This window comes from Sphingobium sp. Z007 (assembly GCF_900013425.1).
GTDB lineage: Bacteria > Pseudomonadota > Alphaproteobacteria > Sphingomonadales > Sphingomonadaceae > Sphingobium.
This window is the reverse complement of record NZ_FBXK01000001.1, coordinates 21,991-35,000: the sequence shown is the minus strand read 5'-3', so window position 1 is coordinate 35,000 and position 13,010 is coordinate 21,991. Positions and strand designations below refer to the sequence as shown.

Below are 13,010 nucleotides of genomic sequence, written 5' to 3'. Positions count from 1 at the left end.
AATATTCGTGGGCCTGGAGGTGTGTGACGGATGGCGTAAATGGTCTGGGCTTATTGGATTGCTCCAGGCTGTGAAGTTGTCCCAGGAAATAGCCCCTCCGTATAGACCGTACCCTAAACCGACACAGGTGGAATGGTAGAGTATACCAAGGCGTTTGAGAGAAGTATCCTGAAGGAACTCGGCAAATTGCCTCCGTACCTTCGGAAGAAGGAGGCCCCATATAAGCGCAAGCTCTTATGGGGGCACAGGCCAGGGGGTAGCGACTGTTTAGCAAAAACACAGGGCTCTGCTAAGTCGGCTTCAAGACGACGTATAGGGCCTGACGCCTGCCCGGTGCCTGAAGGTTAAGAGGAGGTGTGCAAGCACTGAATTGAAGCCCAGGTAAACGGCGGCCGTAACTATAACGGTCCTAAGGTAGCGAAATTCCTTGTCGGGTAAGTTCCGACCTGCACGAATGGCGTAACGACTTCCCCACTGTCTCCAGGATATGCTCAGCGAAATTGAATTCTCCGTGAAGATGCGGAGTACCCGCGGTTAGACGGAAAGACCCCGTGCACCTTTACTGCAACTTCAGAGTGGCATTAGGAAAGAGCTGTGTAGCATAGGTGGGAGGCTTTGAAGCATCGACGCCAGTTGATGTGGAGCCATAGGTGAAATACCACCCTGCTGTTTTCTGATGTCTAACCTCGCACCGTTATCCGGTGCAGGGACCCTCTGTGGTGGGTAGTTTGACTGGGGCGGTCGCCTCCTAAAGAGTAACGGAGGCGCGCGATGGTGGGCTCAGGACGGTTGGAAACCGTCTGTTAGAGTGCAATGGCATAAGCCCGCCTGACTGCGAGACTGACAAGTCGAGCAGAGACGAAAGTCGGTCATAGTGATCCGGTGGTCCCTCGTGGAAGGGCCATCGCTCAACGGATAAAAGGTACGCCGGGGATAACAGGCTGATGATTCCCAAGAGCTCATATCGACGGAATCGTTTGGCACCTCGATGTCGGCTCATCACATCCTGGGGCTGGAGCAGGTCCCAAGGGTTTGGCTGTTCGCCAATTAAAGTGGTACGTGAGCTGGGTTCAGAACGTCGCGAGACAGTTTGGTCCCTATCTGCCGTGGGCGTCGAAATTTGAGAGGAGTTGACCCTAGTACGAGAGGACCGGGTTGAACATACCTCTGGTGTACCAGTCGTCCTGCCAAGGGCGCAGCTGGGTAGCTATGTATGGACGGGATAACCGCTGAAAGCATCTAAGCGGGAAGCCTCCCTCAAGATAAGATTTCTTAGGACGGTCGAAGACCACGACCTTGATAGATCGGATGTGGAAGTGCGGTAACGCATGAAGCTAACCGATACTAATTGTCCTATTCGCGCTTAAACGGTTCCCACAAGGAACCGTAGAGTCCCACCATCAATGACAGCCCTGGAAAACAGGCCGTCAAAACATGGTCGGTTGTTAAGCCAGCCCAGATAAGAAGCTTCACATACAAGCTTATCAAAATACCGTGCACGGCATCGATTAAAACCCCCTTATATGCGCCCGCTTCATTGCTTGGTGACCATAGCGTCTGTGACCCACCCGATCCCATCCCGAACTCGGCCGTGAAACCAGTCTGCGCCGATGGTACTATTGCTCAAGCACTGGAAGAGTAGGGCGTCGCCAGGCATTGCAGCGCGCGCATATATCGGATCATAAACCCATTCACAGTCAAAAAAAGGGCGACCCAAAAGGTCGCCCTTTTATCGTTGGTGGCGCGGGATGGAGCAGCCCGGTAGCTCGTCAGGCTCATAACCTGAAGGTCGTAGGTTCAAATCCTACTCCCGCAACCACAGGTCGCATACGTACCACCGCAGCCCATAACAGCAGTCAGGCGACTTGGCCCGATGATCCTCGAGATCACAGGTTTCGTCGTTCCCCAGGACTGCCTTTTGTGCGTAAGCGGGGCCTGGAGGCCGCAGATCAGGCGGCTTCGGCGATCGGTTGCTGATCTGGCCGCCAGTTCCACGGCATGAGTTCATCCCAGCGGGCAGCAGGCCATTCGCCCGCGATCCTGGCGATGACATCGGCGATGTAGGCCTGCGGTTCGAGGCCATTAAGTTTGGCGCTTTCGATAACGGAATAGATGGCCGCAGCCCGATCGCCGCCTGTTTTTGAGCCTGCGAACAACCAGTTTTTGCGGCCAAGGGCCACGCAACGCATGGCGCGCTCGGCTATGTTGTTATCAATCTCCAGGCGGCCATCGTCGAGAAAGCGCGTCAGCGCGATCCAGCGCTTGCAACCATAAGCGATCGCCTTGGCCATCTCCGACTTGGGCGAAAGACGGCGCAGGGCATCGTCGAGCGCCTGGCGCAGGTCGTCGATCAGCGGCTTGGTACGGTCCTGTCGGCTTCGTCGTCGGATATCGGGCTGGTGGCCGCGAACCTCCGCCTCGATCTCATAGAGTAGGCCGATGCGTTCCAGCAGATCAGTGGTGAGCGGTGTCGGCTTGGTGGCGTGGATGTCGAAGATCTTGCGACGAAAATGCGCCCAGCAGGCGACCTCGGTGACGCGGTTGGTGTCGTAGAGCTTGTCATATCCGGCATAGCCATCCGCCTGGAGATAGCCGGTGAAACTGGCCAGCTGCCGTTGGGGATGTGCGCCTGTCCGGTCGGTGGTGAACTCATACCAGACCAGCGGCGGGGTCATGGCACCGCAGCCCCGATCGTCGACGGCATAGGCCCAGAGCCTGCCAGTTGCCGTCTTGCCACGTCCCGGATCGAGCATGGGGACCGGCGTATCGTCGGTGTGGATCTTTGAAGCGGTCAGTCCGACCTCGCGGATACGGCTAATGATCGGATCGAGCAGCACGGATGCCTGGCCGACCCAGCCTGCCAGCGTCGAGCGGTCGATCTCGATGCCCTGCGCGGCCATGATCTCGGCCTGGCGGTATAACGGAAGGTGATGGTCGAACTTGGAGACGACGACATGGGCCAGGGTGCTGAAGGTCGCCTTGCCCCGCGCTATCGCCTTCACCGGCGCGGGCGCTTGCACGATCTTCTCGCAGGCCCGGCAGCTATATTTGGGGCGGATGGTCCGAACGACGCGCCACTGCACCGGCACGGCATCGAGCATCTCGTCGCTATCCTGCCCCAGCGGCCGCAGCGCGCCGCCGCAGTCGGGACAGGTGCAGTTACCCTGCTCGGGCTCGATCCGCTGCTCCTCGCGCGGCAGATGAGCTGGCAGCGTCCGAACCGGTGATGGCCGATCGACGGCTACCGGATCGCCTCGACGCGCGGCGGCGACGATGGCCTCGCCTTCGAGTTCTTCAAGGGCCAGCTCAAGCTGAGCAATCTGGGTATCGAGCTTCTCGGACGACTTGCCAAACTGCATCCGCTTGAGGCGCGCAATCTGCACGCGCAGCGTATCGATCAGGATGTCGCGGGCGGAAATATCGGCGTGGGCAGCTGCCAATGCAGCTTCAAGCTCGGCGATCCGAGCGTCTTTATCAGGGGTGGAAAGGCCTGCGTCCGACACCACGATCATATAGCAGATCGATGGTCGAAACGCTAATAAAAGCACCAGAAAATGGGCGTTTTACCCCGCCAGTGAAGGAGTGAAAGTGCGTTCAGGTCGCCGCCAGTCGATGCCTTCCAAGAGCATCGAAAGCTGCGCCGCCGTCATCACCACCGACCCCGTCTTGGTCGACGGCCACACAAAGCGCCCCCGGTCCATCCGCTTGGAAAACAGGCACATGCCCTGGCCGTCATACCAGAGCAGCTTCACCAGATCGCCGCGCTTGCCGCGAAAGGCGAATAGCGCGCCGGAATGCGGGCTTTGCTCCAGGACCTGCTGCGTCATCACGGCAAGGCCGTCAAAACCCTTGCGCATGTCTGTCGCGCCGCAGGCCAGGAATATTCGCGTCGATGGTGGCAGCGGGATCATCGTGTCAGGATACCGATCACCCGCGACAGGGCATCGGCATCGACCGTGGCATCCACGCTCACCCTGATACCCGAAGGCAACTCGATCCCGATCAAGCCGGGGACGAGCGGTGCAATGGGAGCGGGCAACGCTGGCGGCTCGCTGATCCGGACCTCAGCGAAGGCTGGCTCGGGCAGCTTGCGAACCCCGGCAAGCTCACCGGACATCGCCTGTCGCCGCCATGTGTAGATCGAGCCGCTGCCGACATCATGGCGTTCACAGGCCGCGCGCACGCAGCCCTCCGGGCCAAATGCATCCCGCAGCACGGCCAGCTTCTGATCCACCGTCCAGCGCCGCCGGCCCGACACGCGGCTAACGACTTCTATCCGACTACTCATACGACCGCTCGTATGAGTAGTCGCTGCACAGCTCGCTGAATCCCCGATCTCGTCCGACACCCGCCACCCCCGCTCAAAGAGCGGCAATCATCCCGGCGAATGCCCGGCATGCAAGGCGGCCGTCAGACCCCGCTTACTTTTGTGCTGCCGTCTCCTCAGGCTCATAACCTGAAGGTCGTAGGTTCAAATCCTACTCCGGAAACTAACGCAAATCTCAGTAAGCTAGCGAACGCCAAGATTTGCGCCGTCCCCGCAAAAGCGAGGATCCATTGCACGAGACGACGTACTCTGTTGATTGCCGCTAGAGCATCACGCCTTTAATCGGACGCATATCCTGCTGCTTTGAGGAAGCTCGCGCATTGTTCAGCAGAGTAGAGGTCGCAGATGTTGCCGATTGCCTGCCAGAGAGCGTCGATTGTTCTGGCACCGGTGCGGCGCAAATGCGCTTTGAGTTTCGAGAAGGCCATTTCGATCGGGTTGAGATCAGGGCTGTAAGGCGGGGTGAAGAGGAACCATGCACCGCGTGCCTTGAGGATTGCCTTGGCCTTTTCACTTTTGTGGCTGGAGAGATTGTCGAGGATCACGACGTCGCCGGGATTGAGCGTTGGGGCGAGTTGGGTTTCGACATAGGTTTCGAAGGTGGCGCGGTTCATGGGGCAGTCGATGACCCAGGGTGCGGTCAGGCCATCGCAGCGCAGGGCGGCGATGAACGTCTGGGTTTTCCAATGACCGAAGGGCGCGCGGGCCTTGAGGCGTTGGTCGCGACGCGCTCGTCCTCGCAGCCGTGTCATCTTGGTGGTCGTTGCTGTCTCGTTAATGAAGACAAGCCGGTGTGACTGCTTGCGCAGGCTGGGTTGCCGATACACACGCCAGGTCCGGCGCGCTTGGGCAACATCATCGCGTCCGCATTCCGACGCCAGCAGCGTTTTTTTTGAAGCTATAGCCTGCCTTGAGAAGCGCCCGCGACAGCGAAGCGGGGTGCACCTGAACGCCGGTTGCCGACCAAAGCCGGGCCGCCAGTTCGGGCATGGTAATGTCCGGCTCGACATCGACCCATTTCGCCAGTGTCGCCAAATGAGGGGCCAGCTTGCCGGCACCGGGCGGACGCCCTTGCCGGGCAGGAACCGCTGAACCCGTCGCAGCCACGCGCTGCGCAAGCTTCACCGCGCAACTCGGGCTCACCCCAAAATGGCGCGAGGCCGAACGCCGCGATTGGCCCGATGCAATGTGATTGGCGATCCGATCTCGAAGATCGAGCGAATAGGCTTTTCCCATGATCCACCTCCAACAACGGTGAATCATATTCCCTCGCCTTTGGGAACCCACAGATTCCTATTTCAAGCTCGATGCTCTAAGAAGTGACCCGGGGTTTCATTGAGAAGTGACCCATCTTGCGATTATATTTCGGATGTTACGGGTGGGTCAAGATGGGGATTCTCCTTTCTGGTTTTGGGCTGCTAAGCCGAGCTATTTGTGAACCGGACGCTGTCGTTTCCAGTCTCCAGTATGTGGTAGTGATGGGTAAGCCGATCGAGGAGCGCGGTGGTCATCTTTGCATCGCCGAACACGCTGGCCCATTCGCTGAAACTCAGGTTGGTGGTGATTATGACGCTGGTGCGCTCGTAGAGTTTGCTCAGCAGATGGAACAGCAGCGCACCGCCGGAAGCGCTGAACGGCAGATAGCCAAGCTCGTCCAGGATCACGAGATCTGAGTGGGACAGTCTGCCTGCTATCTGTCCTGTCCTTTCCTGCGCCTTCTCCTGTTCCAGCGCGTTGACCAACTCGACCGTCGAGAAGAACCGCACCCGCTTGCGATGATGCTCGATGGCCTGGACGCCCAGCGCCGTGGCGATGTGGGTCTTGCCGGTGCCGGGGCCGCCGACCAACACGATATTGTCGGCCACGTCCATAAACTCGCAGCGGTGGAGCTGGCGGACCAGCGCCTCGTTGACCTCGCTGCTGGCAAAGTCGAAGCCCGCCAGATCGCGATATGCCGGGAACCGCGCGATCTTGAGCTGATAGGATACCGATCGCCACCTCCCGTTCGGCGGTCTCTGCCTTCGGAAGTTGGGACAGGATCGGGACGGCCGCATAGAACGCTGGCGCTCCCTGTTCCATGAGATCGGTGACGGCCTGTGCGATGCCGCATCTTGAGGCTGCGCAGCATGACGATGATGGCCCCGCTGGCAGGATCATGACGCATGGCGGTTCTCCCCACGCAGCGATCATAGCGTTCCACATTGGCAAGCGGCTCGCTGATCAACCTGAACGCCTGTGGCGCCGTGATCGGCGGGATAGGCTCAAACGAAGAAGGCCCGGCTGTAGCTGAGCTTGAAGTGCGCTACCTGCAGCTTGGTGCGCACGCCATTGATGACGGCCCAGTCTTCGCTCCAGTCGAACTGGAACGCTTCACCCGGCGCGAACAACAACGGCATGAACGTGCCCTTGCCGTTCATCTGTTGCTGGCGGCGATAATCATCGCGCCAGGCACGAGCAAAGGCCGCGACACGGCCATAGGATCCATCAAAGCCCAGGCTCACCAGATTGGCATGCAACTGCTTGATCGTGCGCTTCTGCTTGCGCGAGCGGCCCATCTCTCGCCTGAGCCATGCCGTCAGCCGTTCGACCAACGGGGCTAGCTTACTTGGCCGCTCCGGCACCTTGGACTGCGGCTCGACTGTGTCCGACCGCAGATACTTCCGGACGGTGTTACAGGATAAGCCGGTGCGCTTGGCTATCTCCCGGATCGATAGATGATCGTGGTAATGCCAGCGCCGGATGACGCTCAATAATGCCATGTCCAACACTCCATGGTCCCCCGCTCTCAAAGCCAGGGACGTGTTCAAACATGGGTCACTTCTCAGTGGACATTACTGGCCTCCCCCGGTCACTTCTCAGCGGCAATCAACAGTAACAGTAAGTCCGGGCGCGACGACATCCAACGCGTGCCGTCCAGCGCGATGCCGCCGCCGGGCAGCGTGAAGACGACGTGGAAGTAGCCAACCGGCAATAGATCGGCCTCGCGAGCGGCTAGCCAGGGGCGCGCCGCCGTGCCTTGTCGCTTGGGGCAGTGCCGGTTGCGGCAGGAGTTGCAGGCGATCCGCTAGTGCCCACAGTCGTCGCAGGCCTCTACATGACCGCCCAGCGCGGCGGTGCGGCAGTTCTCGGCGCCGCGCAAACCAGCGCCATACGCAACGGACAGTGCAGCCTTGCGCTTCAGGCAGTTGGTCGCGCCGAGTAGGAGCGACCTCGTCGCGGCTGAGGACAACGGGCAAGGAGCGCGGATTCTTGACCATATAGAGCTTGCGGGACAGATTCGGGCGATCGATGGTGTGAGCGAAAAAGAAACGCAGCGCAGAAACGAAGCTGTTCATGGTCGGGATCCCTATGCCCGCCTCGCGCTGTTCGAGTTGGAACTGCCGTAGGCCCTCCACGGTCGCAGTATCGGGAGGGCGTCCAAGATAAGTGGCGAACCTCGCGACATGCCGCACGTAGTCAAACTGAGTCTTTCGCGTGAACCGGGGCATATTCATGTCTTCGATCATGCGCTGACGCAGGGAATTAGCAGGGCCATCAAGTTGAACATTGGTCATCATCAGCGCCTTGGTTGAAAGGAGCCTCAATCGTCTGCCTACTCTGGCCAGACCTCAACTTTAACGAAGACCTCATCTGCGCGAGTGCACCTCAAAACAAGCGTCACTCCCGCGCCAGCGGGTTCTCACAAGTCCCACAATCCGGCATCGCCCTCGGCAAAACCGACTCTTCCCGGACATTCAACAATCCACCTGCACATTCCAAGAGCGGACATTCGTTTAAGGAAAACGGGCTTCTGCAAGGCGTTGCATCAACCGGGTTTGCGCTTGGTCCTGACCTTGGGAGCAGGCAATTCCTGGGATGTTATACGAACGATCTCGGCAAGCCACGCACGGTCATCCCACTTTTGCGCGTCGATCAGGAGACAGGGCTTTGCACCGGGATATGGAGGGGCTTCTTCCGCACCGACAGCGAATGCCCGCCCTCTAACAGTGGGCTTTACGAATAGGCGATCGTCGCAAACCAATGCGACCATTTTCCCCTCGCAATAAATGCCGAACTCGCCAAACATCGCCTTGGCTGAAACGTTGCCGCCGCCTGCCATCTGCTCGACAAGGAATTCAACGATTTTACGATCGGACGCCATAAGGCGATATCGCCGGTCCTAATGAAAAGGTCCAGGGTCAATCGGCAACAACGGATCTTCGCGGCGTCAAGGTTGGATGGTCGCTTCGTCCCATCTGCCGCCTACCTATGTCGACCCTTCTGAGACATTCATGACCGAATTTTTCGGCACCTTCCGTTTTCGCTATTTAGGGCTCTATGGTGCCATTGCGCGTTTCAATTGAAACGAGCCGAAAAATCATTACTGTTGCCCCTGTGGGAGATGCAGACACCGAACGTGAGAGGCTGATCGCCGCGCTGGCCCGGGTCGCCGGGCGTGATCGGAGCGCCCTTCGGCAGGTCTATGACATGACGTCTGCGAAACTTTTCGGTATTTGCCTCCGTATCTCTGCAGACAGGGACGCCGCGGAGGATATCTTGCAGGACGTGTATATCAAGGTTTGGAACAGGGCCGACCGGTTCGACGCCGGCAGGGCGAGTCCCATAACCTGGCTTTGCGCGATCGCACGGAACACCGCCATTGACTGGTGCCGTTCGTCACGTCGGACTATGATCGTGCCGGAAATAGACGCAGCGCAAGTCTCCGATACAGCGCCTCTGGCCGACATGATAATCGAGCATAACCAGCACAACATGCGCCTGTTTGCCTGTCTTGATGAACTGGAAGATCGACATGGCATGGCGATCCGCTCGGCATTTCTGGATGGGCTTACCTATGCCCAACTGGCCGATCGGATGGCAGTGCCGATCGGAACGATGAAAAGCTGGATTCGTCGTGGCCTGCAGCAACTCAGGGCGTGCATTAGCGATGGCTGACGCGGTCCTGACGCCCGAAGAACGCGATGCGCTTGCCGCCGAACTGGCGCTGGGCGTGCTTGACGGCGAAGCGCGAGCCGCTGCGCTTCGACAACTGATAGCCGATCCAAATTTCTCGCCTGCCATGATCGACGCATGGGAAGGACGGTTTGCGGCGCTCTATGACGCCTATGTTCCGTTCGCCCCGCCGGAAACGCTGTGGACCGGCATCGAAAATCATATTGCGGACAGCGTGCAGCACTCTCCAGCCGCTGGGCAATTGCGCTGGTGGCGCGCGGGCGCGCTTGCATCCGCAGCGCTCGCCGCCTCTCTGGCGCTAGTCATGGTTCTGCGCCCGACGCCGCCCGTTCCGGCTGCACCGCCTGCTCAAGTGGCGGTGGCGCAGATGGTCGGTGCTTCCGACGGGCCGATGATATTGGCGCGGTACGACCCGGCGTCGGGCGGCCTTACCCTGCGGCCGACCGGCGTCGCATCCGATCGTCTCGCCCCTGAGCTATGGATCATTCCGGCCGACGGCAAACCGCGATCGCTTGGCCTGATTGCGGGTGGCGCCGAAAGTCGCGTAGCGATCAACCCGTCCTACCGCCCCCTCATGACGGACGGCGCCACCCTGGCGGTCACCATGGAATCCATCGACGGCGCGCCGCACGACGCCCCCAGTTCCACGCCGATCGCGGCAGGGAAAATCTCCATTTTCTGACCTGCTTTTCCTGAGGCCAGGGCGGCACATCGAAGATCAGCATCGCCAATGTGATGCAATCCAATGGCGTCATAAATATGATCGATACGGTTCTGATGCCCTGACCCGATCGATCCTGTCAGCGCCGGGCTTCCCTGTTTTCGACGCGGCGCAGATCAGCGGGTGGCGAACAGAGGCGCGACATATTGGCTATAATGTTCTTCGGCCACGCCATAACCGTCGCCAGCAACAAGACAAAGACCGGGGCGGTTGCGCATGACCAGCCTGCTGCGACTGCTGCCGATCAGTTGGTTGCCCTCCATCACATGCAGGGCGTCGGTAATGCTTGCACGGCGAACGACCAGCATATCCGCCAGATCTTGATGCGTGACGCATATGTCGCCGTCATTGGCGCGATCATGGTGCATCAGGATCAATCGCGCCAGCCGCCGCTCGATCGGATCGGTCTTGCTCGACACGATCGTAGCGTTCATCTGGATCATCACGCTATGCACGAAGCGCAGGAGGCTGGCGCGCAGGCTTGGCCTTTCATTCACCAGGCGAAGCATTCTGGAAATCTCTATCCGAAGACATCGGACACCCTGTCCGCCTGCGCGAATATGATAGGGGGACCGGCCCACATCCATCAGTGCCGACCAGCCGACATAGCCCTCGCGCCCGACCAGCGCGGTCAGACATGCCGGACGGGCGCCGGCATCGCTATTGATGGACAATATCCCGCTTTCCGGGAAATCCAGAAACTCTATAGGCTGGCCTGCGCGGACGATGATGACTCTCGGTGCCAAGATGACGCCAGTAAAGTGCCGGCTAATGCTGGCATAGTCAGGCGGTAACAAGGATCGCAGGAAGATGTTCGACGTGTCTTTCTGAATGCCGGCAACCAAAACGCCCTCGCAATTCATGGGGATCGAACGAGCAGATACGGACGCGATGCCGTCAAGGATGCATCCTTGTACGTCCGCGTACGCAGATTATTTTTCCAGCGTAAAAACCGGAACTTCGCCGATCGATCCGGCCTTAGCCCGCCGATGACGCGCCTCCCGCGCATCATGACCACCAGTCAGCGAGGATCGAGCGATGACCGACGATATTCTGGCAATCGAGACTTTGGAACGCAGGGCCAAACGGCGAGAGGAGCGTCGCGATTTCTTCCGAACGCTCGGGGCCATGGCCGCCTTTGGCAGCGCGGGTTATGCAGCGACCAGCCAGTCGGCCATGGCGCAGAGCGCGCCATCCGATGGGGACATATTGAACTTCGCCCTTAACCTCGAATATCTGGAGGCGAACTTCTATTCTTACGCGGTGTTCGGCACGCCGATCGACACCAAATATACCAGCGGTAGCGGCAATGCGGGCACTGCGACGGGCGGCCGGAAGGTCAATTTCACCGACCCGGTCGTGGCCCAATATGCCAAGGAAATCGCACAGGACGAAATCGCCCATGTCGATTTCCTGCGCAAAAATCTGGGCGGGGCCGTCGTCGCCCAGCCAGCGATCGATGTCGGCACCGATCCCAATGGCGCCTTTTCGTCCGCGGCGCGCGCAGCCGGCCTGATCGGCGGCGGCGCCAGCTTCGACCCCTATTCAAGCGACGAAAACTTCCTGTTGGGCGCCTTCATCTTCGAAGATGTCGGGGTCACCGCCTATAAGGGCGCAGCGCCGCTCATCACCAGCAAGACCTATCTGGAAGCCGCAGCCGGTATCTTGGCGGTGGAAGCCTATCATGCGGGCCTGGTCCGCACCTCGCTCTATCGCAAGGGCATCGCCACGCCATCGCTGATCGACGCGACAGAGGCGATTTCCAAGGCGCGCGACAGCCTGGACGGCTCCAGCGAGCTTGACCAGGGCATCGCGGATATCGGCGATGCATCGAACATCGTGCCGCTCGACGCCAACGGCCTGGCCTACAGCCGCACGACCGGACAGGTGCTCAATATCGCTTATCTGACCAACATGGCGACGGCGCGGGGCGGATTTTTCCCCAACGGCGTCAATGGCACCATCAACATGAGCGCGGCGAACTGAACCCCTTTCGAAACGGAGTTAATCCCATGAAAGACGATCTGATGCTCGATGCCTTTGAAGCGCGCGCCCGGCGCCGCGACCAGAGGCGCGGCTTCCTGCGTGCGGCAGGGTCCATGGCTGTGGTGGCGGCTGGCGCAAGCCTGCTGTCCGGCTGCGGCGACGATGAAGCCACGGCCGTACCAACTCCTACACCCACGCCTACCCCGACGCCCACGCCAACCATAACCGATGGCGATGTGCTGAACTTCGCGCTGAACTTGGAATATTTGGAGGCGCAATTCTATTATTTCGCGGCCTTCGGATCGGGCCTGCCCAGCAGCATATTGGGCGGAGCGGGCACGCAGGGCGCAGTCACCGGCGGTCGCCAAGTCGCCTTCGTCGATCCGTTGATCGCCCGCTATGCGCGCGAAATCGCGGCCGACGAACGTGCCCATGTCGAATTTCTGCGCGGTGCGATCGGCACGACGGCGGTGGCGCAGCCGGCCATCGATATCGGATCGAGCGCTACCGGCGCTTTCTCCTCGGCCGCGCAGGCGGCTGGCCTGATTGCTGCAGGCCAGAGCTTCGACCCCTATGCCAGCGACGAGAATTTCCTGCTCGGCGCCTATATTTTCGAGGATGTCGGGGTCACGGCCTATAAGGGCGCGTCGCCGCTCATTTCCAACAAGACGTTCCTGGAGGCGGCGGCCGGCATTCTCGCGGCCGAAGCCTATCATGCCGCGCTGGTGCGCACGGTGCTCTACTCAAAGGGCGTCGACACGCCATCGCTGCGCACATCGGCGGACAAGATATCCGACGCCCGCGACAGCCTGGACGGGTCGGCGGACAAGGATCAGGGCATCAGTCCCAGGGACGGCGCGTCGAACATCGTGCCCACCGATAGCGATGGCATCGCCTACAGCCGGACGACGGGCGAAGTGCTCAATATCGTCTATCTGACGAAGCTGGCCGCACAGAAAGGCGGCTTCTTCCCCAATGGCCTCAACGGCAGTCTCAACACCAGCACGGCGCAGTAACGCCAGC

General features: G+C 60.0%; 10 protein-coding genes, 1 tRNA gene, 2 rRNA genes and 5 pseudogenes (1 of these 18 running past the window's edge). 8 read left to right on the top strand and 10 right to left on the bottom strand.

What is annotated here, in order from left to right; genetic code table 11:
* From CEQ44_RS00180 to CEQ44_RS00170, 3 genes are all read left to right on the top strand, one after another.
* Nucleotides 1-1,367: ribosomal RNA gene (locus CEQ44_RS00180) — 23S ribosomal RNA — on the top strand (it extends 1,429 nt beyond the left edge of the window).
* A gap of 173 nt (nt 1,368-1,540) precedes the next feature.
* Nucleotides 1,541-1,655 (top strand): 5S ribosomal RNA (rrf, locus tag CEQ44_RS00175).
* 87 nt (nt 1,656-1,742) lie between these two features.
* A tRNA-Met gene (locus CEQ44_RS00170) sits at nt 1,743-1,819 on the top strand.
* A 130-nt stretch (nt 1,820-1,949) separates the two neighbouring features.
* Here CEQ44_RS00170 and CEQ44_RS00165 read toward each other — a convergent pair.
* From CEQ44_RS00165 to CEQ44_RS00130, 9 genes and pseudogenes are all read right to left on the bottom strand, one after another.
* On the bottom strand, nt 1,950-3,512 hold the full coding sequence (locus tag CEQ44_RS00165) for an IS66 family transposase (RefSeq protein WP_088185653.1): 1,563 nt from the start codon (nt 3,510-3,512) through the stop codon (nt 1,950-1,952).
* 51 nt (nt 3,513-3,563) lie between these two features.
* The gene (gene tnpB / locus CEQ44_RS00160) at nt 3,564-3,911 is read right to left on the bottom strand and encodes an IS66 family insertion sequence element accessory protein TnpB (RefSeq protein ID WP_006957496.1); all 348 of its coding nucleotides are present in this window, start codon (nt 3,909-3,911) and stop codon (nt 3,564-3,566) included.
* Nucleotides 3,908-4,288: a transposase gene (locus CEQ44_RS00155; RefSeq protein WP_088185654.1), complete on the bottom strand. Its 381-nt coding sequence runs from the start codon at nt 4,286-4,288 to the stop codon at nt 3,908-3,910. The genes tnpB and CEQ44_RS00155 overlap by 4 nt, the downstream gene beginning before the upstream one ends.
* Before the next feature lie 317 nt (nt 4,289-4,605).
* Nucleotides 4,606-5,563 (bottom strand): IS630 family transposase gene (locus CEQ44_RS00150; protein ID WP_088185514.1). Its coding sequence is split into 2 segments (ribosomal slippage): nt 4,606-5,242 and nt 5,241-5,563, totalling 960 coding nucleotides; the frame shifts between segments, so codons are not numbered across the junction.
* Nucleotides 5,564-5,745: 182 nt separating this feature from the next.
* Nucleotides 5,746-6,491: pseudogene (gene istB / locus CEQ44_RS00145) on the bottom strand (IS21-like element helper ATPase IstB).
* A gap of 100 nt (nt 6,492-6,591) precedes the next feature.
* A pseudogene (locus tag CEQ44_RS00140) lies at nt 6,592-7,086 on the bottom strand (IS21 family transposase); the annotation flags it as partial.
* Nucleotides 7,087-7,259: 173 nt separating this feature from the next.
* Nucleotides 7,260-7,448 (bottom strand): annotated as a pseudogene (locus tag CEQ44_RS24175) (transposase zinc-binding domain-containing protein); the annotation flags it as partial.
* A 3-nt stretch (nt 7,449-7,451) separates the two neighbouring features.
* Nucleotides 7,452-7,884: pseudogene (locus CEQ44_RS00135) on the bottom strand (phage integrase N-terminal SAM-like domain-containing protein); the annotation flags it as partial.
* A 248-nt stretch (nt 7,885-8,132) separates the two neighbouring features.
* Nucleotides 8,133-8,468: a TfoX/Sxy family protein gene (locus tag CEQ44_RS00130; protein WP_088185515.1), complete on the bottom strand. Its 336-nt coding sequence runs from the start codon at nt 8,466-8,468 to the stop codon at nt 8,133-8,135.
* 176 nt (nt 8,469-8,644) lie between these two features.
* Between CEQ44_RS00130 and CEQ44_RS00125 the strand changes: the two genes are divergently transcribed.
* From CEQ44_RS00125 to CEQ44_RS25335, 3 genes and pseudogenes are all read left to right on the top strand, one after another.
* On the top strand, nt 8,645-9,262 hold the full coding sequence (locus CEQ44_RS00125) for a sigma-70 family RNA polymerase sigma factor (protein ID WP_088185516.1): 618 nt from the start codon (nt 8,645-8,647) through the stop codon (nt 9,260-9,262).
* A complete protein-coding gene (locus CEQ44_RS00120; protein WP_088185517.1) occupies nt 9,255-9,962 on the top strand; it encodes an anti-sigma factor domain-containing protein in 708 nt (235 codons plus the stop codon). The genes CEQ44_RS00125 and CEQ44_RS00120 overlap by 8 nt, the downstream gene beginning before the upstream one ends.
* A 17-nt stretch (nt 9,963-9,979) precedes the next feature.
* A pseudogene (locus CEQ44_RS25335) lies at nt 9,980-10,066 on the top strand (fasciclin domain-containing protein); the annotation flags it as partial.
* 51 nt (nt 10,067-10,117) lie between these two features.
* Here the strand turns inward: CEQ44_RS25335 and CEQ44_RS00115 are convergent.
* The gene (locus CEQ44_RS00115) at nt 10,118-10,747 is read right to left on the bottom strand and encodes a Crp/Fnr family transcriptional regulator (protein WP_176400423.1); all 630 of its coding nucleotides are present in this window, start codon (nt 10,745-10,747) and stop codon (nt 10,118-10,120) included.
* Between the two features lie 292 nt (nt 10,748-11,039).
* Here CEQ44_RS00115 and CEQ44_RS00110 point away from each other — a divergent pair, with 292 nt between their 5' ends.
* Together CEQ44_RS00110 and CEQ44_RS00105 are read left to right on the top strand one after the other, a co-directional pair.
* Nucleotides 11,040-11,987: a ferritin-like domain-containing protein gene (locus CEQ44_RS00110; RefSeq protein ID WP_088185519.1), complete on the top strand. Its 948-nt coding sequence runs from the start codon at nt 11,040-11,042 to the stop codon at nt 11,985-11,987.
* A 26-nt stretch (nt 11,988-12,013) separates the two neighbouring features.
* Complete coding sequence (locus tag CEQ44_RS00105; RefSeq protein WP_088185520.1) at nt 12,014-13,003, top strand: ferritin-like domain-containing protein; 990 nt, start codon at nt 12,014-12,016, stop codon at nt 13,001-13,003.
* The last annotated feature ends 7 nt before the right edge of the window (nt 13,004-13,010 follow it).